This is a genomic window from Sporosarcina luteola (assembly GCF_023715245.1).
In the GTDB taxonomy this organism is placed as follows: Bacteria; Bacillota; Bacilli; order Bacillales_A; family Planococcaceae; genus Sporosarcina; species Sporosarcina luteola_C.
On record NZ_JAMBNV010000001.1, the window covers coordinates 346,691 to 370,457 of the forward strand.

Annotated in this window: 23 protein-coding genes and 1 riboswitch; of the genes, 21 read left to right on the forward strand and 2 right to left on the reverse strand. The window is 51.3% G+C overall.

Features of this window, described 5'->3' with window-relative positions:
* Positions 1-34: 34 nt before the first annotated feature.
* Positions 35-1,330 (forward strand): HD domain-containing protein, encoded by a 1,296-nt coding sequence (locus tag M3152_RS01750; RefSeq protein WP_251693485.1) that lies wholly within the window; start codon positions 35-37, stop codon positions 1,328-1,330.
* A gap of 1 nt (position 1,331) precedes the next feature.
* Positions 1,332-1,841, forward strand: a complete 510-nt coding sequence (locus M3152_RS01755) for a YwgA family protein (protein ID WP_251693486.1) — start codon at positions 1,332-1,334, stop codon at positions 1,839-1,841.
* Between the two features lie 250 nt (positions 1,842-2,091).
* Here M3152_RS01755 and M3152_RS01760 read toward each other — a convergent pair whose 3' ends face one another.
* The gene (locus tag M3152_RS01760) at positions 2,092-2,280 is read right to left on the reverse strand and encodes a 2-hydroxymuconate tautomerase (protein ID WP_251693487.1); all 189 of its coding nucleotides are present in this window, start codon (positions 2,278-2,280) and stop codon (positions 2,092-2,094) included.
* A 68-nt stretch (positions 2,281-2,348) separates the two neighbouring features.
* On the opposite strand from M3152_RS01760, the gene M3152_RS01765 reads away from it, so the two are divergent.
* Positions 2,349-2,876, forward strand: a complete 528-nt coding sequence (locus M3152_RS01765; RefSeq protein WP_251693488.1) for a YwhD family protein — start codon at positions 2,349-2,351, stop codon at positions 2,874-2,876.
* Positions 2,877-3,241: 365 nt separating this feature from the next.
* Here M3152_RS01765 and M3152_RS01770 read toward each other — a convergent pair whose 3' ends face one another.
* Entirely contained in the window at positions 3,242-5,299 is a 2,058-nt protein-coding gene (locus M3152_RS01770; protein ID WP_251693489.1) for a transglycosylase domain-containing protein, read from the reverse strand.
* Positions 5,300-5,471: 172 nt separating this feature from the next.
* On the opposite strand from M3152_RS01770, the gene M3152_RS01775 reads away from it, so the two are divergent.
* From M3152_RS01775 to M3152_RS01860, 18 genes are all read left to right on the forward strand, one after another.
* Positions 5,472-5,894, forward strand: a complete 423-nt coding sequence (locus tag M3152_RS01775; protein WP_251693490.1) for a DUF1934 domain-containing protein — start codon at positions 5,472-5,474, stop codon at positions 5,892-5,894.
* Positions 5,894-7,561 carry an arginine--tRNA ligase gene (gene argS / locus M3152_RS01780; protein ID WP_251693491.1) on the forward strand — a complete coding sequence of 556 codons (1,668 nt, stop codon included), beginning with the start codon at positions 5,894-5,896 and terminating at the stop codon, positions 7,559-7,561. Before M3152_RS01775 ends, argS begins: the two co-directional genes overlap by 1 nt.
* Positions 7,562-7,782: 221 nt before the next feature.
* Positions 7,783-7,967: riboswitch (cobalamin riboswitch) on the forward strand.
* A 126-nt stretch (positions 7,968-8,093) separates the two neighbouring features.
* The gene (locus tag M3152_RS01785) at positions 8,094-9,071 is read left to right on the forward strand and encodes an ABC transporter substrate-binding protein (protein ID WP_251693492.1); all 978 of its coding nucleotides are present in this window, start codon (positions 8,094-8,096) and stop codon (positions 9,069-9,071) included.
* Entirely contained in the window at positions 9,064-10,056 is a 993-nt protein-coding gene (locus tag M3152_RS01790) for a FecCD family ABC transporter permease (RefSeq protein WP_251693493.1), read from the forward strand. The genes M3152_RS01785 and M3152_RS01790 overlap by 8 nt, the downstream gene beginning before the upstream one ends.
* 1 nt (position 10,057) lies before the next feature.
* Positions 10,058-11,521, forward strand: coding sequence for an adenosylcobinamide amidohydrolase (locus M3152_RS01795; RefSeq protein ID WP_251693494.1), 1,464 nt, complete (start codon positions 10,058-10,060; stop codon positions 11,519-11,521).
* A 78-nt stretch (positions 11,522-11,599) separates the two neighbouring features.
* Positions 11,600-12,556 (forward strand): adenosylcobinamide-phosphate synthase CbiB, encoded by a 957-nt coding sequence (gene cbiB / locus M3152_RS01800; protein ID WP_251693495.1) that lies wholly within the window; start codon positions 11,600-11,602, stop codon positions 12,554-12,556.
* The gene (cobD, locus tag M3152_RS01805; RefSeq protein ID WP_251693496.1) at positions 12,543-13,619 is read left to right on the forward strand and encodes a threonine-phosphate decarboxylase CobD; all 1,077 of its coding nucleotides are present in this window, start codon (positions 12,543-12,545) and stop codon (positions 13,617-13,619) included. The genes cbiB and cobD overlap by 14 nt, the downstream gene beginning before the upstream one ends.
* A 264-nt stretch (positions 13,620-13,883) precedes the next feature.
* Entirely contained in the window at positions 13,884-14,471 is a 588-nt protein-coding gene (locus M3152_RS01810) for a bifunctional adenosylcobinamide kinase/adenosylcobinamide-phosphate guanylyltransferase (RefSeq protein WP_251693497.1), read from the forward strand.
* Positions 14,468-15,298 carry a cobyric acid synthase gene (locus M3152_RS01815; RefSeq protein WP_251693498.1) on the forward strand — a complete coding sequence of 277 codons (831 nt, stop codon included), beginning with the start codon at positions 14,468-14,470 and terminating at the stop codon, positions 15,296-15,298. Before M3152_RS01810 ends, M3152_RS01815 begins: the two co-directional genes overlap by 4 nt.
* A complete protein-coding gene (gene cobS, locus M3152_RS01820; RefSeq protein ID WP_251693499.1) occupies positions 15,298-16,062 on the forward strand; it encodes an adenosylcobinamide-GDP ribazoletransferase in 765 nt (254 codons plus the stop codon). The genes M3152_RS01815 and cobS overlap by 1 nt, the downstream gene beginning before the upstream one ends.
* Positions 16,035-16,631 carry a histidine phosphatase family protein gene (locus M3152_RS01825; RefSeq protein ID WP_251693500.1) on the forward strand — a complete coding sequence of 199 codons (597 nt, stop codon included), beginning with the start codon at positions 16,035-16,037 and terminating at the stop codon, positions 16,629-16,631. The genes cobS and M3152_RS01825 overlap by 28 nt, the downstream gene beginning before the upstream one ends.
* On the forward strand, positions 16,583-16,981 hold the full coding sequence (locus tag M3152_RS01830) for a bifunctional adenosylcobinamide kinase/adenosylcobinamide-phosphate guanylyltransferase (protein WP_251693501.1): 399 nt from the start codon (positions 16,583-16,585) through the stop codon (positions 16,979-16,981). Before M3152_RS01825 ends, M3152_RS01830 begins: the two co-directional genes overlap by 49 nt.
* Positions 16,978-17,559: a cob(I)yrinic acid a,c-diamide adenosyltransferase gene (locus M3152_RS01835; RefSeq protein ID WP_251693502.1), complete on the forward strand. Its 582-nt coding sequence runs from the start codon at positions 16,978-16,980 to the stop codon at positions 17,557-17,559. Before M3152_RS01830 ends, M3152_RS01835 begins: the two co-directional genes overlap by 4 nt.
* Positions 17,560-17,561: 2 nt before the next feature.
* Positions 17,562-18,047, forward strand: a complete 486-nt coding sequence (locus tag M3152_RS01840) for an ECF transporter S component (protein ID WP_251693503.1) — start codon at positions 17,562-17,564, stop codon at positions 18,045-18,047.
* A complete protein-coding gene (locus M3152_RS01845) occupies positions 18,044-18,751 on the forward strand; it encodes a hypothetical protein (protein WP_251693504.1) in 708 nt (235 codons plus the stop codon). Before M3152_RS01840 ends, M3152_RS01845 begins: the two co-directional genes overlap by 4 nt.
* A 342-nt stretch (positions 18,752-19,093) precedes the next feature.
* Entirely contained in the window at positions 19,094-21,244 is a 2,151-nt protein-coding gene (locus M3152_RS01850; RefSeq protein WP_251693505.1) for a (Fe-S)-binding protein, read from the forward strand.
* A gap of 178 nt (positions 21,245-21,422) precedes the next feature.
* Positions 21,423-22,616, forward strand: a complete 1,194-nt coding sequence (locus M3152_RS01855; protein ID WP_251693506.1) for an acetyl-CoA C-acetyltransferase — start codon at positions 21,423-21,425, stop codon at positions 22,614-22,616.
* Positions 22,617-22,817: 201 nt separating this feature from the next.
* Entirely contained in the window at positions 22,818-23,669 is an 852-nt protein-coding gene (locus M3152_RS01860) for a 3-hydroxybutyryl-CoA dehydrogenase (RefSeq protein ID WP_251693507.1), read from the forward strand.
* Positions 23,670-23,767: the final 98 nt, after the last annotated feature.

Consider the following 23,767-nt stretch of genomic DNA (forward strand, 5'->3'; position numbering starts at 1 on the left):
TTAAGAAAATGCATCGACGGAGGTGGATGAATAAGTGGATTATAAGAATGAAAAGCTTTTCGAAGAGAAAGTATTCAAGGATCCGGTCCACCGGTATATCCATGTGCGTGACAGAGTCATATGGGACGTCATCGGAACGCGGGAATTCCAGCGGCTTCGCAGGATCCGGCAACTCGGGACGACGTATCTAGTGTTCCACGGGGCAGAGCATAGCCGCTTCCAACACTCGCTTGGCGTCTATGAAATTGTCAGGCGGATCATTGACGACGGCTTCAGCGGACGGGCGGAATGGAATGATGAAGAACGGCTGTTGACGCTTTGCGCCGCTTTGCTGCATGACCTCGGCCACGGTCCGTTTTCGCATGCGTTCGAAAAGGTGTTCACGCTTGACCACGAGAAATTCACGCAGGCGATTTTGACAGGGGACACGGAAGTGAATGAAGTGCTGCGCCGCGTCTCACCCGAATTCCCGCAGCAAGTCGCAGATGTCATCGGAAAAACATACCCGGACAAGCTTGCCGTCAGCCTCATTTCCAGTCAGATCGATGCAGACCGGATGGATTATTTACAGAGGGACGCTTACTATACCGGTGTTTCGTACGGCCATTTCGATATGGAGCGGATTTTGCGCGTCATGCGCCCGGCGGAGGAACAGGTAGTTATCAAGTTTAGCGGAATGCACGCAGTGGAAGATTACATAATGAGCCGCTACCAAATGTATTGGCAAGTCTACTTTCACCCAGTTTCGCGTAGCGCGGAAGTCATTCTGATTAAAATCCTGCATCGCGCAAAACATCTACATACTGCTGGCTATCCGTTCAAGTATGAGCCTGTCCACTTCAAGTCGTTCTTCGATCGCACATTCGGCCTCGAGGAGTACCTATCATTGGATGAAGGCGTGCTCATGACGTATTTCCAATGGTGGCGCAAAGAAGAGGATGCTATATTGGCGGACTTGTGCGACCGTTTCCTCAACCGGAGACTGTTCCAATATGCCGAGTTCGATCCAGCAAAGGAATATCGGAAAATCGGCGAGCTAGAAAGGCTGTTCAAGGAAGCAGGCCTTGATCCGGAATACTATCTTGTCACGGATTCCTCGTCCGACTTGCCGTATGACTTCTACCGGCCCGGCGAGGAAAATGAGCGTGTGCCGATCTATTTGCAAATGTCGAACGGCGAGCTGAGCGAGCTGTCACGTTCATCGGAGATCGTCGATGCCATTTCAGGCAAGCGGCGCACCGACCATAAAATTTATTTTCCTGAAGATGTTTTGGAGTCAGAGGGAAATCCGCTATATGAGAAGATTTTACAAATGTTGAGAGGTGAGTAGGTTGCTGCAGGAACATGCTAGAATTGTGCAATTCATTGCCATGGCGGGGGAAGCTCGCGGGCGGAAGAAGTTGCAGAAGATGATCTATATCGCGAAAAAGATGGATTTCCCATTCGCTGAAAAATACGAGCTGCATATGTACGGTCCCTATTCGGAGGAATTGACGCTCCGGGTCGAGGAACTGTGCGAAATGGGCTTTTTAAAGGAGAGCTGCACGGATAAGGGCTCATACGTTCAATATAGTTATAACGTGACGGAAGAGGGCGGCCGTTTTTTGGAAACCGCTGCTGCGCCGCATGAAAAACTTGCGGACTGTATTGATCGGCTGAATGGAAAGAGCTCGCGGTTCTTGGAGCTGGTGTCGACATTGCTCTATTTCGATTATCTGCCGAAGGACGAGCAGATTGCCAAAGTGCATATCGTGAAAAACAAACTGAACTTCACCGACGACGAAATGCATGACGCTTTTGAATTTATTGCAGAGCTGCAGGCGTGTTCGGTTGTAGTGTGATAGATGGAGATCCCCTTTGATATGAGGGGATTTTTTTGTGGGATCGCGTCGGGGGGGAGGTGCCCGCGCTTAAAGCAAGGTCATCCGCGCTCAAAGTAGGTCGCTCTGCGCTCAAAGATGATCCTCTCGCGCTCAAAGTGGGGTGTTCCGCGCTCAAAGATGATCCTTCCGCGCTCAAAACGAATCCCCACGCTTCCAAAGCCGTCCCCGAGCAAACAAAAAACGATGCGAGAATCTCGCATCGTTCCAATTATTCCTTGTCGCTCAGGCGCTTGCCTCCGGTTGCATAATGATTTTTCGACATTTCTTCGATGATGACAGAAACGTTTTGAATTGGAGCACCTGTTGTCTCAGCGACTACTGCAGACACTTTCTCACAGAGATTTCGCTTCTGCTCATCCGTGCGTCCTTCAATCATTTTTACAGTTACAATTGGCATACTAGTTCCCCCTTTCGACCATCTTTAGGTATAGTGTATATAATAGCAGAATGGGAGGGGTTATAGGAATGACGAATGAAAAACCGAAACGGAAAATGGGATTCACCATCATAAAAGATGATCCGACCGATGGACATGGAGGATTCGGGATCGGGGCTTTGTCATTGGAAAACGTCTCGCCGGTCATCATCGACATCGAAGAAGGGGAAGCGCGCATCGAGATTGGTGCGATGCATGCCCGCAGCGATACGGAACGAGGCGTGAAATTCACGACGAACCGCGAAGATTCGGAAGGCGGAAAACCGTACTGGCTCGTCTGGGTAACGATTGATTTTAATAAGGATGGCCCGTATTATGCAGGCGTCACTGCGTGCGAAATGGTCGTGAATCGCGAAAAGCGCAGAGGATATAAGGTTCTTGCGGATCATGTGAATAAAATGGACAAATCGATGAAGCGGCATATCATGGTCGATCATATGGATGATAAATCGAAACAGATCCTTACAGATTTCCTTTCGACTCACAACAAGGAAATGTGGGAGCGGAGCGAACCGAAATTGCACATCGATCTCGGTGCTGATTCGCCTGAATTATGAACAAACTGTGAAATGTTGTGACTTCCCCGACTTCGGTAGTTGAATGTCTGCGGAAAAGGAAGTACACTGATTACAGCTTGCGATTGTAAGCTAGGACAACCGGAGCAATGCGACTCCCTGTCAAATGCTGGTTCACCACAACCCAAGCAATGAGCCATCATGCGATAGGCCGCATTCGACGGTAAAAAAGCTTTGCCCCACTGATTCAATTCAGAAGGGCAAAGCTTTTTTGATTGCCTGTTATCGTCTAGACTCCGGGCGCTAGCTGCTCGGGTCATAAGGCAGCTCCGCTGCACGGCAAAGAACGCCGTTTCGCGGATCCGCCTTATGCCTGTCGCAGCTAAGCGAGCGCCCTCCGCTTTTGGCTATTCAAAAAACGAAAACGGAAAAAGCTCGAACGTACCTGAGTCTTCATCGCCATTGTTTCGCTGTTCGCGCAAGTTCTTATCGGTGCATAGCTTTTGAGGCATGTCTTTTTCCTTCAAATACATAAGCCGTTGCTTCGGACATTCATTGACAGCGATGCCTCCGGTTTCGACGTCGACGATGACACTGCTAACGCCTTTCGGGGGAATGAACGGCTCAGGCGTTTTGCCTGCGTGGACCGTTTCCATGAAGTCGATCCATATCTTCTTTGATGCAGCCTTGTCTTCAAGTTCCGTCAATTGCTGGCCGACGTCATAGCCCGTCCAGATACCCGCCGTCAGGGAAGGGGTGTAGCCGATCAAGTATTGGTCGGAAATGGTCGTCCCTGATTTTGCTGCATACGGCCGTTTTTGTTTCGAGCGCATCGACAGACCGGTTGAAACGGAATAATCATTGAAAGCCGGGTCGAACATGCCTGTTAACATATGGGTGAGCACGAACGCATCCTGTTCGGTCATGACCCGTTTCGTACTCTTCTTCGGCTGTTCGTACACCGTTTTCCCATCCGCATCAGTAATGGACAGGATCATTGTCGGTTCCACTTCCAACCCGCCTGAGGCAATTCGATCATACGCGGTCGTCATTTCCAGCAAAGTGACGGTCGAAGTGCCCAATGCGACAGCGGGGGATTCCTGGAATTTAACATCGAGTCCAAGCCGATCCGCCATTTTATTGAACTTTTTGTACCCGATATCCTCAAGCGTCTTCACGGCGTAAATATTATCCGAGATGGCGATCGCCTGTGCGAGGGAGATCGGATGGCCTGCAAATTTGCCGTTGATATTTTTCGGCTCATACGTCGAGCGGCCTTCGTCGTACGTGAAAATGGTACGTTCCGTCGACATGAATGTGAGCGGATTATAGCCATCTTCAAGCGCAGCCGCGTAAAGAATCGGTTTCATCGCGGATCCAGGCTGCCGCTTCGCCTGCGTCACCCGGTTGAACGGGCTCTCTTTGTAATCCATCCCGCCAACAAGTGAAGTGATCGCCCCGGTTTCGGTCTCCATCGACATGAATCCGACCTGCAGCCCGTTATCAGGCATCCATTTCTTGATGTATTCCTCCGCTGTCTGCTGATGATGCGGATCGAGCGTCGTCCGAATCGTCCAACCTCCTTCAGCCGGATAGCGCCCTTTCTTGCTTAAAATCCGCTCCGCTTCTCGCCATACTTCATCCAAAAAATAAGGGGCGACCCGCTTCATATCCTTCCAGTCTTCGGTCTTCAACGCCACTGCAACATCCGCCGCGCGCTGCCGCTGAATTTCGGTGATGAATCCCTGGTTCTCCATAAGGGATAGGATCAATAATTGACGTTCACGGGAACGCTCGGGATTGTCGAGTGGGTCGAACACCGCTGGCCCTTTCGCAATTGCCGTGATTAGCGCGGATTCCTCGAGTGTCAGCTCCTTCGCCGACTTCGCGAAATAAAACCTGCTCGCCGCCTCGACGCCATACATCCCATGACCGAAATAGATCGTATTCAAATAGCCTTCCAAAATGACATCCTTGTCGTAAAAAGTTTCCAACCTGTATGCATAGATGGACTCTTTTATTTTCCGGTTCCACGATTTTTCATGTGTCAGAAATAAATTCCGGGCATACTGCATAGTGATGGAGCTTGCGCCTTCCGCTTTTCGCATTGTCTTCACGTCTTTCAATACAGCTCCGGCAATCCGTTTATAATCAAACCCGTTGTGCTCGTAAAAATTACGGTCCTCCGTCGCAATCACTGCGTCGAGCAGAAATGGCGAAATTTCATCGAGACTGACCCAATACCGCCGTTCCGCGGAAAATTTATCGCCGATCTGGCGTCCGTTCTTATCGAGGAACACACTCGCTTTCGGCACGCTCAACGAAGGTGCCCCCGTAATCTGCGCATAAAGACGCAAGGCGAGGAACATCGTGAAAAACGCCGTCAACGCGGTAACAATCAGCAGGGCAATCCGTCGAAAGAAGTTACGTCTTTTCTTTTTCTTTATATAATCGACCCGTCTCATGCAATCCCTTCTCCCACCGTTCTTTGCAGTCAGTATGGAACCGGCGCGCAAAAGTTAAACGGTAAATCGATAAAAACATAGATTTGATTCCGACAATTCGCGATGTATTGGAATAGTACGGGGATAAACGATATAATGAATAGATATTTTGAACGGCAAGGGCGGTGCAACAGTGGAATCAAATAAAGAAGGACGAAACGTCGATGTCCTGCTTCAATCGACGATCCAGCATGTCGGTCAGGCTGCGGACAAGCATGAGCTGAACGCAGAGGGGACATTGGTCGAAAAAGCCGGAAAGACATATTTGCGTTTTGTCGAAGACCTGAACGGCCAGCAAGTGCAAACGACGGTGAAATTGGAAGAAGAGGACGCATTGATCATGCGGAACGGGGCGGTCCAGATGCGCCTGCCATTTACGCAGGGAGAAATACGGCCAGGCTCGTACGGAAATGGTCCCGCCACTTTCGATCTTCTCGTGAAGACGACGAAGCTGGAAGTTGGAGCGGACAAATTCATAGCTCACTATGAACTGCATGCAGAAGGCGCATTGTTAGGCAGACATGAACTGAACATTACATATACGGAGGGACAATAATGAACGCAGTTGAAAAGATCCAACAGGAAATTAAAGACGCATTCCGCGAGGCGGTTATCGCTTCCGGACTTGCAGATGAATCGGCAATGCCGAACATCATTCTAGAAACGCCGAAAAACAAAGAGAACGGCGACTACGCGACGAATATCGCGATGCAGTTGACGAAACTCGCGAAAAAGCCGCCCCGTGCAATCGCGGAAGCCATTCTCGAGAAATTGGACACATCTTCGACTTCCATTAAATCAATGGAAATTGCGGGTCCAGGATTCATTAATATTAAGCTGAAAAGCGATTACTTAGGGGAAGTCGTCAAAACAGTACTTGCCCAAGGCGCGGATTATGGACGTTCAACGTATGGCGAAAACCTAAAGGTCCAAGTTGAATTCGTCTCAGCGAATCCGACGGGCGACTTGCATTTAGGACATGCGCGTGGCGCTTCCATCGGTGATTCATTGTGCAATATCCTCGATTTTGCAGGCTTCGATGTATCACGGGAATATTACATCAATGACGCGGGCAATCAAGTGAATAATTTGGCCCTTTCAGTCGAGGCGCGATACTTCCAAGCATTGGGTCTCGAAAAAGAAATGCCGGAAGATGGCTACCAGGGACAGGACATCATCGATATCGGTGAGAAGCTTGCTGAGGAATTCGGCGATCAGTACGTGAACACTCCGGAAAAGGAACGCCAGGAGTTTTTCAGGAAGTATGGCCTTGATTTCGAATTGGCGAAACTGAAGAAGGACTTGGAAGATTTCCGCGTGCCTTTTGATAACTGGTTCTCGGAAACATCGCTTTATACGGACGGAAAAATTGGTATCGCGCTCGATAAATTGCGTCAGAACGGGCATGTGTATGAAGAGGAAGGTGCAACGTGGTTCCGTTCGACGACGTTCGGGGACGATAAAGACCGCGTGCTTATTAAGAATGACGGCACGTACACGTATTTGACGCCGGACATCGCATATCACGAAGACAAGCTCCGCCGTGGCTTCGACAAGCTCATCAACATTTGGGGAGCGGACCATCACGGTTATATTCCACGGATGAAAGCGGCGATTGAGGCGCTCGGTTACGACCGCGACACGCTCGAAGTGGAAGTCGCCCAAATGGTGCAGCTGTACAAAGACGGCGAGAAATTCAAAATGAGTAAGCGTACCGGAAAAGCGGTCACACTGCGCGAACTCGTCGAAGAAGTCGGTTTGGATGCCGTCCGCTATTTCTTCGCAATGCGTTCCGCCGATTCGCAAATGGACTTCGATCTGGATTTAGCGATTTCACAGTCGAATGAAAACCCTGTGTACTACGCGCAATACGCGCATGCACGCATTTCATCGATCCTTCGCCAGGCGGAAGAAACGAATCTTGCGGCTTCGACGGATCACGTGGATTTATTGCAGACAGAGAAGGAATTATCATTGCTGAAGAAACTCGGCGACTTCCCGCGTGCCGTCAGCGATTCAGCAAGAATGCGCTCGCCGCACCGGATCACAATCTATATCCAGGAGCTGGCCGCGGAATTCCATAGCTTCTACAATGCTGAGAAAGTGCTCGACCCGGATAACCGCGACTTGTCCGAAGCACGCCTTGCATTGATCACAGCAACTCGCACGACGATTGCGAATGCGTTGAAACTGATTGGCGTTGCAGCACCTGAGAGAATGTAAATATGAATCGCCCCTCCGCCCGATCGATCGGTGGAGGGGCGTTTTTTTGCTCAAATACGCATAAAAGCTGTGAAATACGCATAAATCTGCTGAAAAACGCATAAACGCTATGAATGACGCATAAATCCTAATAAGTACGCATAAACGCGAATAACGACTGAAGAAAATGCACCCCCTCGACATCGCACAAATCTATAGTATAATTAAACTCGAATCACAATTACATAACCAAACATGAAGGTGCCCCGCCGTCAACGCCGGGGTTAAAAGGGAAGCCGGTTCAAATCCGGCGCGGTCCCGCCACTGTAAGTGCTCGCAAGCTGCAACATGCCACTGGATATTTTCCGGGAAGGCGCAGTACGCGATGAGCATAAGCCAGGAGACCTGCCTTCATGAGTCACCCGTACCCTACGAGGATAGGTTTGGTGGAAATCGGCGCGTACATATAAACATCCGCTGTATTTTTACTAAACACATTCCTCCGTCCACAAAACGGGGGATTTTTATTTGGAACAAACAGGAGGAAATCGGAATGAAGAAGACTTGGCAACTTTGGCTAACAGCAATCCTTGCAACGTTCCTGCTCGCGGCATGCGGCACGGACAACGCAGAGAAGGACAACAAATCGGCAACGGAAAATACACAGAAAGAAGAGCAAACGGCGGAAGCTGCATTCCCAATCACGCTCACTGACGCGGTCGGCAATGAAATCACACTCGAAAAAGCCCCTGAAACAATCGTCTCCATGATTCCGAGCAACACGGAAATCCTGTTCGCGCTTGGCTTAAACGATGAAATTGTCGGCGTCAACGACTGGGATAACTATCCGGAAGAGGCATTGGAGAAAGAGAAAATCGGCGGACAGGAATTCAACGTCGAAAAGATAGTCTCAATGACTCCGGACATCGTCTTCGCCCATGAATCCATGCTTGGCACATCTGACGAAGGGCTACAACAGCTTCGCGATGCAGGCATCAACGTATTCGTCGTAAAAAATGCAACGAACTTCGATCAAACATATGAAACGATCAAAACGATTGGCCAGGCAACTGGCAAAACGGATGAGGCTGAAACAATCGTCGAGGACATGAAAGCGAAAGTCGAAGAAGTCCTTGCGAAAACAGACAAGGTCAAAGCGAAGAACATGAAACGCGTATTCATTGAAACATCTGATGCGCCTGAAATTTATACACCGGGCAAAAATACATTCATGCAGGAAATCCTCGACATGATCAGTGCGGAAAACGTTGTAACAGAAGACAACTGGGTCATGATCAGCCCCGAAGAGATCGTCAAACAGAACCCTGACGTCATCATCGTCATGTACAGCTATGTGCCGGATATCGTCGAAAGCGTGAAAAACCGTGACGGCTTCGCTGACATTACAGCTGTCAAAGAAGACGCTGTCGTCCAAGTCGATGAAAACTTGACGAGCCGCACAGGTCCGCGCCTCGCACTAGGTCTTGAAGAAGTGGCAAAAGCCATCTATCCGGAGTTGTTTGGTGAATAAAGCAACACTTGCCTACATCGTGTCCGCCGCCACGCTTATCGTGGCGGTATGGCTCGGTGTTTCGATTGGAACTGTCAAAATTCCGATCAGCACATTTTGGGATTCGTCGGATACGACCGCTTCAAATATCCTATGGAAAATCCGGATGCCCCGCGTCATCTTAGCCGGGCTCGTCGGCGCGTCGCTCGCAATCGCTGGCGCCGCTTTCCAAGGATTGCTGAAAAACCCGCTCGCGGATCCCTACACCCTCGGAGTGTCATCCGGCGCCTCGGTCGGTGCTGTCGTGACACTCTTTTTCGGTTTATCGATTCCAATCCTAGGCACATACACATTGCCCGTTTTCAGCATGACCGGGGCCGCCTTGACGATGTTCCTCGTCATCGGCTTCGCTAGGCTCGTCGACCGTTCGATGAAAATGGAGACAATCATATTAACCGGAATCATTTTCGGTTCATTCCTCGGCTCCGTCCTGTCGCTCATGATCGCCCTTACCGGCGAAGAGCTACGGCAAATCATCGGCTGGCTGCTCGGCAGCGTCTCGATGCGCGGCTGGAACTATATCATCATGGTGTTGCCGTTCGTCGTCATCGGTTCTTTCATTCTGTGGATGAACCGGAGGGAATTGAACGCGATGCTATTCGGCGAGGAACGCGCTCATCATTTAGGTGTCAACGTCAAGCGCCGGAAATTCATGATCCTGATCGGCGGCTCCATCTTGACTGGGTCCGCTGTCGCAGTGTCTGGAACGATTGGCTTCGTCGGCCTTGTCGTCCCGCATATGACGCGCCTCCTGTGGGGCTCCGACCACCGGCATCTGCTCACGTTATCGTTCCTGAACGGCGCATCATTGCTCATCATCTGCGACCTCATAGCCCGGACGATCATCTCGCCATCTGAATTGCCGGTCGGCGTCATTACAGCGTTCATCGGTGCACCTGTATTCGCGTACATTTTCTACAGACAGAGAAGGAAAGGGGCCATGTAACATGCTGCAAGTCGACAACCTCACGGGGGGATACGGCAAGGAGCCGATCGTCAAAAATATCTCATTCCGTGTGAATAAAGGCGAAATCCTCGGCATCCTCGGCCCGAACGGCAGCGGGAAATCGACGCTGCTGAAGATCATTTCAGGCATCTTGCCGAAGCAAGAAGGAACCGTCAACATCGACGGTCAGGACGCCGCGGTTTATTCCCAAAAGCAATTCGCGAAGAAAGTCGCCGTCCTTCCGCAACTCCATGCTCACGCCTTTTCGCATACCGTGAAAGACACTGTCGCGCTCGGCAGGTATCCGCATCAGACCGGGCTTTTTTCATCATGGTCCGATGAAGACGAGCGGGCGGTGACCGAGGCGCTAGACTATACGGGCATCACCCGCTACAAAGACACGGCGATCGAACTGCTTTCAGGGGGAGAACAACAACGGGTATTCGTCGCCCAGGCGCTCGCCCAAGAAGCGCCGATCCTCCTGCTCGACGAACCGACGAACCATCTCGACATCGCCCATCAGCAGCAACTGCTCGACACGATCCGCAATCATGCCATCGAAAAAGGTGTCACTGTCATTTCCGTCTTCCATGACGTCAACCTCGCCTCGCTTTATTGCGATCGGCTGCTCCTCATGGAAAAAGGGGAGATTGCTATAATCGGCGAGCCGCAGGACGTCATCAGGGAAACGATGATCGGCAAAGTGTATAACGCGCGCGTCAAAACGCAGCCGCATCCCGAACTGCCGAAGCCGCAAATGACGCTTCTGCCAGAGAAAACGGAGGAAAGCGAACCGTTCATTGTCACTAAAGAGCACTTCACTGTCTCGGCGGAACGCGTTTCATTCAAGGTCAACCAACCCTTGAAAACCGTCTCATCCGCCGTCGTGAACGCCGGGCTAGGATGGTACCGCGCATTCGTCAACCGCCACGTCGACGAAAACTACAACTGCGACGACGTCAAAGCGGAAATGTCCGCCTATCTCGAACAGCACGGCTACCCGATAGCGGACACCGTCGGGATGATGACCGCCGTCACGACGGAACACGCGGAAATCGGCGAATACGAAGGCGATTTCGGCACGATCCTCGTCATGGTGACAGCGGGCGTCGGCAATGCCGTCGACGTCTCCCAAGCACTCGGCCGTGAACAAAAAGTCGGCACGATCAACACCTGGGTCATCGTCAACGGCCAGCTGCCCGAAGAGGCCTTCATCCAAGCGATGATCACCGCAACCGAGGCGAAAACGAAAGCGCTCCAAACCGAAAACGTCAAAGATCCGCTCACCGGCACAATCGCGACCGGCACATCGACCGATAGCCTCCTCGTCGCAGCGACGCAGGAAGGGGAGCATTTGCCATACGCAGGCCCGATCACCCCCCTCGGCAAACTGATCGGCCACGGCGTTTACGACTGCACCGTCCGTGCGATCCGTGCCTATAAAAAAGCGAAAGGATGGACCTGATTTCGCAAGACCATTTACTGAAATCGGAAGGGTTTACCTAATCTTGCAAGTCCATTTACTAAAATCGGAGGATTGAACATGCAAGCCCATTTTGTTGCAATCGCGATCGGATATATCCTCGACCGGATAATAGGGGATCCCCCGAACTGGCCGCACCCTATACGCGGGATCGGCACATTCATCTCGAAGCTCACCGCGGTTCTGAACAAAGGGCGTGCCCGCGTACTGAAAGGCGCTGGGATGTTGTTCTTTGTCGTGTTCGCTGTTACGGCGATTGTGCTTGTAATCGTCTGGTTTTCCTACGAACTACATATTGCTGCCGGGATTGCCGTAGAAGCGGTTCTCATTGCAATCGGACTCGCCCAGAAAAGTTTGCGGTACGCTGCCCTCGACGTCTACAATCCACTTCAAGCGGGCGATCTCGAGGACGCACGAACGAAGCTCTCATGGATCGTCGGCCGCGACACCGACAAGTTGCAGGAAAACGAAATCGCCCGCGGCGCGATTGAAACGGTGTCGGAAAATACAGCGGACGGCATTACGTCTCCGTTGTTCTGGGCATTCCTCCTCGGCGCACCCGGGTTATGGATGTATAAAGCCGTCAACACGCTCGATTCGATGATCGGCTATAAAGACGACCGCTACCGTGAATTCGGCAAGTTTTCAGCACGGGCTGATGACGTGTTGAATTTCATTCCCGCAAGGATAACGGGTTTCTACATCCTCGTTTTCACTCCGAATGAAGGGGAAATTCCTTTTCGGAAACGGTTTGTCGGCTGGAGCAAGGACGCTAGGAATCACCCGAGCCCAAACAGCGGCTACCTCGAGGCGGCGACTGCTTGGCAGCTCGGCGTGAAACTGGGCGGGAAAAGTACATACAGGGGAACCGTTTCCGAACGACCGGTAATCGGCCCCGGACTGAAGCCGTTGCAAGCGGCGCACATCAAATCGACCATCCGGCAAATGCGCGCGGTGTCTTTCGCCTTCTGGGTGCTAATGACGATCATTGGAGTGATTTTTTATGCAATTACCTGAACACGGGGCGAACCCTCGCCGCGTCTATGAAAAGTTAGGTATGACCGCGCCCTCGCGGATACTGGATTTCAGTGAAAACTGCAATCCGGTGGGACCTCCGCGGACTGTTATCGAGTTGTGGCCGGAACTTCTGACGCGATTAAAGGCCTACCCGGACGCGTCCGGCGAGCCTTTCCTATCAAGTGTGGCGGAATATCATGGGGTTCCGAAGGCATCGGTGTTCGCCGGCAACGGTGCGGCGGAAATATTGTCGCTCATCGCGGAACGGTACCGGGGGAAACGTGCAATCGTCGTCCACCCGACGTTTTCGGAATACGAAGCGACATTGATGGCGAAGGGAGTGGAGATTGAACGGATTTTTGCTTCTGAAGTGGACGGCTTCAAACTGCCGGTTGATGCCATTTTGGAATCGATCTCACGGTCAGATGCTCTGTACCTTTGCACGCCAAACAATCCGACGGGTGTTTTGCCAGAGCGTGAAGATCTACTGACGCTTATCCGGAAGGCGGGGGAGTCGGGCTGTGAAGTGGTTCTCGATGAGGCGTTCATCGATTTCGCTGATGAAAGAAAATCGTTCATTGCCGAATTGAAACATTTTTCGCATGTCATCGTCGTCCGGTCGATGACGAAAATGTATGCAATCCCAGGCATCCGCCTCGGATATGCAGTCGCGCATCCGGAGGTCATAGCTGGGTTGCAATCAGCGGCGCCGCATTGGAATGTCAACGGGCTGGCGGCCGCAATCGGGGCGGTTTGCCTAAATGAGGAAGCGTACCGCGAGTCCGCGATTCGCCATGCCGCTGAAGAACGCGTGAAAATGGCGGCGTTTCTGAAGAGTTTTGGCTGCACCGTAACGGACTCAGTTGCGAATTTCCTATCGTTCAAACCGCATGACGCTGGAAAACTGTATACCGATATGCTCGGGAAAGGCATCGTCCTCCGCCATTCGGAAAACTTCCGCGGAATGGACGGACGTTGGCTGCGGATCGGTATGAAAAGCAGTACGGAAATGGAAGAATTGCGGAGTGAGCTTGCAGGCGCGCTCATAAATCCGTTTAAGTGATCATAAACTCACGTTTCGCGCTCATAAATCCGATTAAGTGATCATAAGCTCACGTTCTGCGCTCATAAATCCGAATAAGTGATCATAAACTCACGTTTCGCGCTCATAAATCCGATTAAGCGATCATAAACTCACGTTTCGCGCTCATAAATCCGATTAAGTGATCATAAGCTCACGTTCTGCGCTCATAAATCTGATTAAGTGATCATAAACCCACGTTTTACGCTCATAGCAGACGTAAGGTAAGAAAGGTGGTCCGATTTCATGGGAGGAAAACTAACATTCATTAGCGGCGGCGTCCGAAGCGGGAAGAGCGCATATGCAGAAAAACTGCTCGTCGAGGGGGCTGCCACCGCAGAAGGCAGACTCGTCTACATCGCTTCCGGTCGCGCGGTCGATGAGGAAATGCGACAACGTATTGAGCAACATCAGCTTGACCGGGCGGATGTATGCTGGACGACAATCGAGCAGTCGGTCGACCTGGAAGAAGTGCTGCCGTTCATTCAACCAAACGATTTCGTCCTCTGGGATTGTCTAACGACGTGGCTTGCAAATGAACTATACATGGAACAGAACAATACATACTGCATCCACATTAAAGGGTGCATGGAAAAGAAGACGGCGCGGCTTTATGAAACAGTCGCCGCCATCCGGGAAAAAGCATCGCACTTCATCATCGTTTCCAACGAAGTGCTGGACGAACCGGCTTCAACCTATGATGAAACACGGAAGTACTGTGAATGGATTGGACAGCTCCATCAACATATCGTCAAACTAGCGGACGACGCAATCGAGATGGATTGCGGGCTGCCGCTGTATTGGAAAAAGGAAGGGCAGGTGGCTGTGCGATGAAAGGGATCATGGTGATGGGAACGGCGTCGGATGTCGGCAAGACGGTGATCTGCACGGCGTTATGCAGGCTGCTTTCCGACGAAGGGATGCGGGTCGCCCCATTCAAATCGCAAAATATGTCGCGATTTTCCGCCAGGACTGAAGATGGCGAAGAAATGAGCCGGGCGCAGTTTTTGCAGGCGGAAGCGGCACGGACGAAGCCGGTTATCGAAATGAACCCGATTTTGTTGAAGCCGTTAGGCAATATGAAATCTGAAGTCCGGTTTTTCGGAGAGACGTTCGAAACGGTGGACGGGATGGAATATCGGAAGCAGTTTTTCGACCGCGGTTTACAAGCAATCCGGACTTCGCTCGATCGGCTCTCTAAATCATTCGACGTACTCGTTATCGAAGGCGCAGGAAGTCCAGCAGAAGTGAATTTGAACGATCGAGAAATCGTCAATATGCGGGTGGCGGACATTGCGGATGTGCCCGTGTTGCTCGTCGCGGATATCGACCGTGGCGGCGCGATTGCTTCGATTGTCGGGACCCTGCAACTTCTTGTGCCTGAACACCGGGAGCGCGTGAAAGCGATTATCATCAATAAATTCCACGGAGACGCCGCTTTATTCCAGGAGGGTGTCGATTTTATCGAAACGTACACGGGCATTCGCGTGGCGGGGGTCATTCCGCATAAGATGAATCACGGGATCGAAGAGGAGGACATGGATCGACCACTGACCGGGGCGCCAGCCGGAACAGATGTGTATGACGCTTGGGCCGCACATGTGAAGGCGCATCTCAATTGGCCGTTCGTCCTGTCGATCATTGCGGGGCAGGTGGACTAATGAACGGATTTATGCTGGCGGTTCAGTTTTTCACCTCTATCCCGATCCGCAAAGAACTGCCGATGGAACGGAAAGACGTGACGGGAATGTATGTCGCGCTGCCGTTTGTCGGGGGGCTAATTGGGCTCGCAATGTATGGCGTGTTGGTCTTGTTAACGGACGTCATCGGCACGGGTTCGCTGCTCGCCGCGGTTTTCGTTATTGTGGCAGGCATTGCACTGACAGGCGGCCTCCATATGGATGGATTCGCGGACACGGGAGATGCGTTTTTTTCGTATCGCGATCGTGTTAAGCGGCTTGAAATATTGGACGACCCGCGTATAGGCGCGTTTGGGGCAATGTCGCTCATTTTGTTGATCGTTGTGAAAATCGCTTTGTTTCAAGAGTTATTTCATCGCAACGACGGGCTGCTGCCGTATTTCATTGCCATCCCGTTACTCGCGCGTGCAGGAATGAACGTCTATTTTTCATCGACGCGCCTTGCGAAGGAGAAAGGTATCGCCCATTTCTTCAAAGGGAAGCTGTCGGTAGGAAAGTTAATGGTAGGGTCGGTTATTATGGCGGTTGCCATGACCGCAGTGCTTGGCATTGTCCTTCATTCCATCATCGTGCCAGTCGTGCTCCTAGGTGTTTTATGTGGATCGGCAATCCTTTTTAGAACTTGGTCATTGAAGCATTTCGGTGGCGTCTCGGGTGATTTATGCGGGGCGTTCATCGAAGGGACGGAGGCGTTGCTATGGCTAGCCATCATCATTTGTATTTGATCCGGCATTTGCCGACTGCGGGAAACCTCGAACGTAAATATATCGGGTGGACAGATGATCCGATTGTGCCGGTGGAGGAACCGGTTCGGACATCTATCGTGCCTGCGGATGGGGTCGTCTATGGGAGTGATCTCGTAAGGGCGAGGCAAACTGGGGCACTCTTGATGCCCGATGCAAACTATGTAGCGGATGCAAGATTACGTGAATGCCATTTCGGTGAGTTTGAAGGGAAAACGTATGCTGAGCTCGAAAAGGATAAGGACTACCGGAGTTGGATTGATGATCCGTATTCGTTTAGGCCGCGTGGCGGGGAAAGTTTAGAGGACGTAGAGAAACGCGTGCTGGAATCATTGTTTTCATTGCCGAATGGCGCCGTTGCTGTCACGCATGGCGGACCGATCCGCATCGCGCTCACCCGATATTCGCCGGTACCGCGGGATTTCTGGTCATGGCAAATTCCGCATGGCTCGGTGTGGAGGCTCGAATGGAGCAATCACGACGAAATGAAGGAGGGCGGACGATGCACGTCTTTATCGGAGGTGCCTATAACGGGAAAAGGGACTATGTAATAGGGCTGCTCACTGATGTTCCGCATCATTGGGTGGATTGTTCCGCCGGAGAATTGGAGATCCCGTCCGGAAGTAAGGTCGTTATTGACCGTATCGAACATTGGCTAGCGCAGACGCAACTGCCTGAAGCGGATGCAGTGGAATTGATTCTGAATGAAATCGAAGGCAAGGACGTCATTTTCATCCTGACCGATATCGGACGGGGAATCGTACCGATGGATGCTGAACAGCGGAAGCTGCGCGACGCATGCGGAAGACTGTATCAGCGATTTATTGCGGAAGCGGATGAAGTGACGAGGATTTGGTATGGACTTGCACAAACATTGAAGAAAAGGGGAGAAATCAAATGAAAATCTATACGAAAACCGGGGATACAGGAAAAACAAGCCTGATCGGAGGGCGGGTCGACAAGGACAGCCTCCGTGTTGAAGCATACGGGTCAATGGATGAATTGAACTCGTTCATCGGCAAGGCGATGACGGAGTTGGACAGCACGAAGTTTGCGGACCTGCTTACGGATTTGGAAGCGATTCAGAATGAATTATTCGATGGCGGCGGCGATTTGGCGAACGTCATGAAAGAGCGCCATTATAAATTGTCCGAAGAGCCGATCGAAGTGCTGGAGAAGCGGATTGACGACTTGATGGAAGAAGCACCGCCACTTGAGAAATTCATTTTGCCGGGCGGATCGCCTGCTGCTGCGACGTTGCATATCGCTAGGACGGTAACGCGCCGGGCGGAACGATTGACGGTGACGTTGATGAAGGCGGAGGAAGATGTACCGGCAACAGTGCAAAAATACTTGAACCGCCTATCGGACTATCTTTTCGTCGCGGCACGTATCGTCAATGCGCGTCTCGGTGTTCCTGACAATGAATACGTGCGCAGTGCGAAAGTGTTCCGGACGGATAAAAAGAAAGAGGACTGACGATGAAGCTTAGAAAAATGACGTTGACGGCATTATTCGCGGCTCTTTGCGCGGTCGGCGGGTTCATTAAAATCCCGTCCGGCGTCGGCTCTTTGGCCCTCGATACGGTACCGGCGTTGCTCGCGGCTTCATTTTTGCCGCCTATCTTTGTAGGAGCCGCCTCGATGACGGGCCATCTCGCGTCCGCGATGTACGCGGGTTTTCCGCTCGGTCCTTTCCACATCCTGATCGCGATTGAAATGATGATCATCCTTTATGTTTTTGCACGTCTACATAAGGCGGGACGGCATGTTGGGAAATGGGTTTTCTTTGTGATCGCGAACGGGTTGCTGGCGCCGTTGCCATTTTATTTCCTCGTATCGCCCGCGTTCTTTGTCGGAGCGGTGCCGGCGATTTTAGTGGCAACGGCTGTGAACGCAGTAGTGGCGGGGGTCGTCATGCCGGCTCTCGCTAAAGCTGCTGACGGCAGATTCGGGTTCGTCCGATGAGGAATGCGATTGCACTTGGTGATGGGTTCGTTGTCACGACGGATAACTCGGGCGGCATCGGGGAGAAAGCACATGATGTTGTATCGGTTCCGGACCGGTTGACGGCGTTTTTTGCCGCACGGGTTGCATTGCTCGAACAGTGGGCGGCGCATGCGGATCCGGTTTCGATCCTCATTCATAACTTCACTGGTCCGGATAGCTGGAATGCATACGTGGCGGGAGTGGAGGACATTTTCCGGGAATCAAACCTGGATGTGCCGGCAATCACGGGCAGCACGGAAACGAATATGGAGCTTATGCAATCGGCAGTAGCCGTTACGATGATCGGCAAGCAGCGGCTCGTTGAGGAAGTCGGCGAGTTCGATTGGTACGTCTACGGCACGCCGCTCGTCGGGAATGAAGTGCTTGATAGGCGTGAAGAAATCGCTTCGTTGCGGTTGATTAAGGAAGGGCTGGACAGCGGGTTGATTCGGAAAATCTGGCCGGTCGGATCGAAAGGGATTCTTGCGGAATATAGAAGGTTAACAGGGGAACCGAAGATCGAGATCGAGATTGAAGCCGATATAGACATTCGAGCTTCGGCGGGGCCTTCGACATCAGTGCTGCTTGGAATTGACATCCCTAACATCGAAAAAGTCCACAAATTGTTTGGCGGACACCTTTATAAGATAAATGTAATTGACAGCTTCCGGAATGAAAGATGACCGGAGGCTTTTTGTATGGGAGCGAATGTCTCCGTGCCCAAAGTTTGTGGTCCCGCGCTCAAAAACCCCCGACTTGCGCTCATAAACTCGTTTTAGCGCTCATGAATCCTAGGTCCGCGCCCAAAAACTCATTTTAACGCTTATAACTTCACCATCCGCGCTCATAATGGCTCCAGAATCGCCTAAACCCCATTCTAAATCCTCGAAAAATTATCCCTATATAAAATTATCCATTGACTGAATGCTCATTCATAACTTAAACTATGAAATAGATCATCGACACAATACTTATTTTCTACTACACTATTCATAACGTTCCGATAAGGAAGGAGAGAATTAGAGATGGATGCTTTGCTAATAGTCAACTGGATCCTCTTCTTGGCGGTTGTGGCATATGCGCTCGCATTGTTCACCTATTTGATCAGGACGCGGATCCAATTCATACAGCTTGGGCGGAAGGAAGAGTTTGATAGCAATGTTTCACGCCGTCTGAAAGAAGTTTGGGTGAATGTTTTCGGGCAGAAAAAGCTATTGAAGGATAAGAAAAGTGGAATCATCCACGTCATGTTCTTCTATGGATTCCTGCTTGTCCAATTCGGGGCGATTGACCTCATTTGGAAAGGGCTGAAGCCTGGCTCGCATTTGCCGTTCGGACCGATTTACGGAGGATTCACGTTCTTCCAGGAAATCGTCGTAGCTGTCATTTTAGTGGCGGTCGTCTGGGCATTCCAACGCCGTTATGTTGAGAAGCTCGTCCGCTTGAAGCGCGGTTGGAAATCGGGGCTCGTCCTTATTTTCATCGGTACGCTTATGGTGTCAACGCTTGTATCAAACGGTATGAACATGATTTGGCAGGGCCATGAAACGACATGGACGGAGCCAATGGCATCTGCAATTGCAAGCGTTTTCAGCTTCATGAGTCCGGCAGCTGCTGCGGTCGTTTTCTTCATCGCATGGTGGATCCACTTGCTGACATTGCTCACATTCCTCGTCTACGTGCCGCAGTCTAAGCACGCGCACTTGATTGCAGGGCCAGTTAATACGTATATGATGCGTTTTGATCGCCGGGGCAAGCTTGCGCCGATCGATTTCGAAGCGCTTGAAGAAGCGGAAGACGAAGATGATATGCCTGCGCTCGGAGTTGGCAAGATTACTGATTTCACACAAAAACAGATGATCGACTTCTACGCGTGCGTCGAATGTGGACGCTGTACAAATATGTGTCCGGCGACCGGGACGGGCAAAATGCTGTCCCCGATGGATTTGATTACAAAACTGCGTGATAACCTGACGAATACAGGCGCGCTCGTTACGAAGAAACAACCGTGGGTGCCGACATTCGCATTCGGAAATACGAAGGGGAATCAAATCGCGCTTGCAGCCGGTTTGGAAGGCGCGACGATGGACGATATTTACAGCCCATCTCTTATCGGTGATGTCATTACCGAAGAGGAAATTTGGGCATGTACGACGTGCCGGAACTGTGAAGACCAATGTCCGGTCATGAACGAACACGTCGACAAAATCATCGACCTTCGCCGTTATCTCGTTATGACGGAAGGGAAGATGGACGCGGATGCACAGCGTGCGATGACGAATATCGAACGCCAAGGAAATCCGTGGGGACTTAACCGGAAAGAGAAGGAGAACTGGCGTGATGCCCGTCCGGATCTTCATATTCCGACTGTGAAGGAATTGAAGAAGGCGGACGAAGAGTTCGAATACCTCTTCTGGGTCGGCTCGATGGGTGCATTCGACAATCGTTCTCAGAAGATTGCACTAGCTTTCGCGCATCTCATGAACGAAGCGGGCGTCAAATTCGCAATCCTTGGGAATAAAGAGAAGAACTCCGGCGACACACCAAGGCGTTTGGGGAATGAATTTTTATTCCAGGAACTCGCAACTTCCAATATCGATGAATTTGAAAAAGCGGGCGTGAAGAAGATCGTCACAATCGACCCACATGCATACAATATCTTTAAGAATGAATATCCGGATTTCGGTTTCAAGGCGGAAGTCGTCCACCATACCGAAATGCTGTACGACCTTGTCATGCAAGGGAAATTGAAGCCGGTCCATGAAATCAATGAAACGATCACGTTCCATGATTCGTGCTACCTCGGCAGATACAACGACGTGTATGATCCACCGCGGGAAATCCTTAAGGCGATACCAGGCGTCAACCTTGTTGAAATGAAGCGGAACCGCCAGGACGGCATGTGCTGTGGAGCAGGCGGCGGACTCATGTGGATGGAAGAGGATACCGGCCACCGCGTCAACGTTGCACGTACGGAACAGGCGATGGAAGTGAGCCCGGGCATCATTTCTTCCGGATGTCCATACTGCTTGACGATGCTATCGGACGGAACGAAAGCGATTGAAGTGGAAGACAAAGTGAGCACGTATGACATCGCGGAATTGCTTGAGCGCTCCATTTTCGGAGGGGACTTCCAACCTGCTGTCGTCGAGGAAGAAGAACCGATTATGCAATAAAGTATATTGCGAGAGTTTAGAAAGAACGATATAATTAAGAAAATTGGGAGCGGGTGAGCTCCTGTGAAAAGGGGAGTCTGCGTACTCCCTTTTTTTTCGAATAGTTACCGAGCGAGCGTTCAGTCGTCGCTCTTTATGTAAAATGAAAACGTTATCATATGGAGTGGAGGAGAAGGGAATGGGCAGAACAGTCATCTTGGACGGGGCACGGACACCGTTTGGAAGGTTTGGCGGTGCTTTATCCACGAAAACAGCAAGCGATCTAGGTGGAATCGCGATTAAGGAAGCGTTGAAGCGATCGGATGTGAAGGAAGAGGAAGTCGATGAAGTGATCATTGGGACGGTGCTTCAGGCGGGACAGGGGCAAATTCCTTCGAGACAGGCAGCGGTGAAAGCGGGGCTTCCGTGGTCAGTGAAAACTGAAACGGTCAATAAAGTATGTGCATCCGGCATGCGGAGCGTCACGCTCGGCGACCAGCTCATTAGACTCGGGGACGAGGAAGTCATCGTTGCGGGCGGCATGGAATCGATGTCGAACGCGCCGTACTATTTGCCGAAAGGGCGATTCGGCTTGAAGATGGGCGATGCGCCATTAGTGGACGGCATGATCTACGACGGCCTGTCCTGTTCATTCTCACCGGACCGCGTTCATATGGGTACGTACGGGAATAAAACGGCTGGCGAGTTTTCATTGACACGTGAAATGCAGGACGAATGGTCACTGCGTAGCCATGAGCGGGCGAATTCCGCAATTGACGAAGGGAAATTCGCCGAGGAGATTGCCGCAGTGGAAATCCCTCAGCGGAAAGGCGATCCGGTCGTAGTTGACACCGACGAAGCGCCGCGTCGCGATACATCGCTTGAATCGCTTGCGAAACTGCGGCCTGCTTTCGGAAAAGACGGCACGATTACGGCAGGGAATGCGCCGGGCGTCAATGACGGTGCATGCGCGCTTGTGCTCATGAATGAAGAACGTGCGTTGAAGGAAGGGAAGCGTCCTCTCGCGACAATTCTCGGTCACGCCGAAGTCGCCATCGAGCCTGAAAACTTCCCGCAAACGCCGGGCCTAGTCATTAATGAGTTACTGAAAAAGACTGGAAAAGAATTGAAGGATATTGATCTATTTGAAATAAACGAGGCATTCGCGGCAGTTGCGCTTGCAAGCTCACAAATCGCTGGGCTCGACCCTGAAAAAGTGAACGTCAACGGCGGAGCAGTCGCACTCGGACATCCAATCGGCGCAAGCGGGGCACGGATCATTCTGACGCTTGCGTATGAACTGAAACGTCGTGGCGGCGGCATCGGTATTGCAGCAATCTGCTCAGGCGGTGGGCAAGGCGACGCGATTATGATTGAAGTTGCGGGAGAATGATAGCCCAGTAGACGCCCAGATTCGGATTTATGCGTGATTGGCGGGATTTATGCGCCGTTTCGGCCGTTTATGCGCGAATTCGGTGATTTATGCGGAATTATAGCGATTTATGCTGATATAAAGAGTTTTATGCGTGTTTGAGAGGATTTATGCGTATTTGTAAGTTGAAATCTTAGTAGACGGAGACGGAGGTACTTCATTATGGAAATCAAAAAAGTGATGGTCATCGGAGCCGGACAAATGGGCGGCGGCATCGCCCAAGTGTGTGCGCAAGCTGGCTTCGACGTGACATTAAATGATATTAAAGAGGAGTTCTACGAAAAGGGGCTTGCGTTCATTGCGAAAAATCTTTCCCGCAATGTTGAGAAAGGCCGCATGACGGAAGATGAAAAAACGGCAGTCCTCGGGCGCATTACGAAATCGCTCGATCTGCAAGATGCGCAAGACGTTGACATTGTTATCGAAGCGGCAGTCGAAAACATGGAGATCAAGAAATCGATCTTCGCGAAATTGGATGGTATCACACCGCAGCATACGATCCTTGCGACCAATACATCATCCCTTCCGATCACGGAAATCGCGGCGGCGACAAAACGTCCGGAAAATGTCATCGGCATGCACTTCATGAATCCGGTACCCGTTATGAAACTCGTCGAAATCATCCGCGGACTTGCGACTTCAGACGAAGTGTATCAAGCGGTCGAGGACATGACGAGCAAACTAGCGAAGACACCGGTCGAAGTGAACGACTTCCCTGGATTTGTCGCAAACCGCGTCCTTATGCCGATGATCAACGAAGCGATCTATACGCTCTATGAAGGCGTCGCCTCGAAGGAAGCGATCGACGAAGTGATGAAGCTCGGTATGAATCACCCGATGGGACCATTGCAACTCGCGGATTTCATCGGTCTCGACACATGCCTGTACATCATGGAAACGCTCCACGAAGGCTTCGGTGACTCGAAATACCGTCCTTGCCCATTGCTCCGGAAGTATGTCAACGCCGGCTGGCTCGGAAAGAAATCCGGCCGCGGGTTCTATGAATATTCATGATTTGATTGGCGTAGCGGGTGTTAAGAGGTATACGGAGAGCTAGGTAAAAGGTCACGAAATGACGATAAAATTGTGAACTTGACCGATAACCTGCCGAA

Excerpts from the sequence above, each read along its gene's own strand:
- M3152_RS01815 (WP_251693498.1), top strand. The coding sequence starts at position 14,468 with ATGAAAGGGATCATGGTGATGGGAACGGCGTCGGATGTCGGCAAGACG.
- M3152_RS01860 (WP_251693507.1), top strand. The coding sequence starts at position 22,818 with ATGGAAATCAAAAAAGTGATGGTCATCGGAGCCGGACAAATGGGCGGC.
- M3152_RS01845 (WP_251693504.1), top strand. The coding sequence starts at position 18,044 with ATGAGGAATGCGATTGCACTTGGTGATGGGTTCGTTGTCACGACGGAT.
- M3152_RS01840 (WP_251693503.1), top strand. The coding sequence starts at position 17,562 with ATGAAGCTTAGAAAAATGACGTTGACGGCATTATTCGCGGCTCTTTGC.
- M3152_RS01795 (WP_251693494.1), top strand. The coding sequence starts at position 10,058 with ATGCTGCAAGTCGACAACCTCACGGGGGGATACGGCAAGGAGCCGATC.
- M3152_RS01855 (WP_251693506.1), top strand. The coding sequence starts at position 21,423 with ATGGGCAGAACAGTCATCTTGGACGGGGCACGGACACCGTTTGGAAGG.
- M3152_RS01830 (WP_251693501.1), top strand. The coding sequence starts at position 16,583 with ATGCACGTCTTTATCGGAGGTGCCTATAACGGGAAAAGGGACTATGTA.
- M3152_RS01850 (WP_251693505.1), top strand. The coding sequence starts at position 19,094 with ATGGATGCTTTGCTAATAGTCAACTGGATCCTCTTCTTGGCGGTTGTG.
- M3152_RS01760 (WP_251693487.1), bottom strand. The coding sequence starts at position 2,280 with ATGCCAATTGTAACTGTAAAAATGATTGAAGGACGCACGGATGAGCAG.
- argS (WP_251693491.1), top strand. The coding sequence starts at position 5,894 with ATGAACGCAGTTGAAAAGATCCAACAGGAAATTAAAGACGCATTCCGC.
- cobD (WP_251693496.1), top strand. The coding sequence starts at position 12,543 with ATGCAATTACCTGAACACGGGGCGAACCCTCGCCGCGTCTATGAAAAG.
- cbiB (WP_251693495.1), top strand. The coding sequence starts at position 11,600 with ATGCAAGCCCATTTTGTTGCAATCGCGATCGGATATATCCTCGACCGG.
- cobS (WP_251693499.1), top strand. The coding sequence starts at position 15,298 with ATGAACGGATTTATGCTGGCGGTTCAGTTTTTCACCTCTATCCCGATC.
- M3152_RS01765 (WP_251693488.1), top strand. The coding sequence starts at position 2,349 with ATGACGAATGAAAAACCGAAACGGAAAATGGGATTCACCATCATAAAA.
- M3152_RS01835 (WP_251693502.1), top strand. The coding sequence starts at position 16,978 with ATGAAAATCTATACGAAAACCGGGGATACAGGAAAAACAAGCCTGATC.
- M3152_RS01810 (WP_251693497.1), top strand. The coding sequence starts at position 13,884 with ATGGGAGGAAAACTAACATTCATTAGCGGCGGCGTCCGAAGCGGGAAG.
- M3152_RS01770 (WP_251693489.1), bottom strand. The coding sequence starts at position 5,299 with ATGAGACGGGTCGATTATATAAAGAAAAAGAAAAGACGTAACTTCTTT.
- M3152_RS01785 (WP_251693492.1), top strand. The coding sequence starts at position 8,094 with ATGAAGAAGACTTGGCAACTTTGGCTAACAGCAATCCTTGCAACGTTC.
- M3152_RS01825 (WP_251693500.1), top strand. The coding sequence starts at position 16,035 with ATGGCTAGCCATCATCATTTGTATTTGATCCGGCATTTGCCGACTGCG.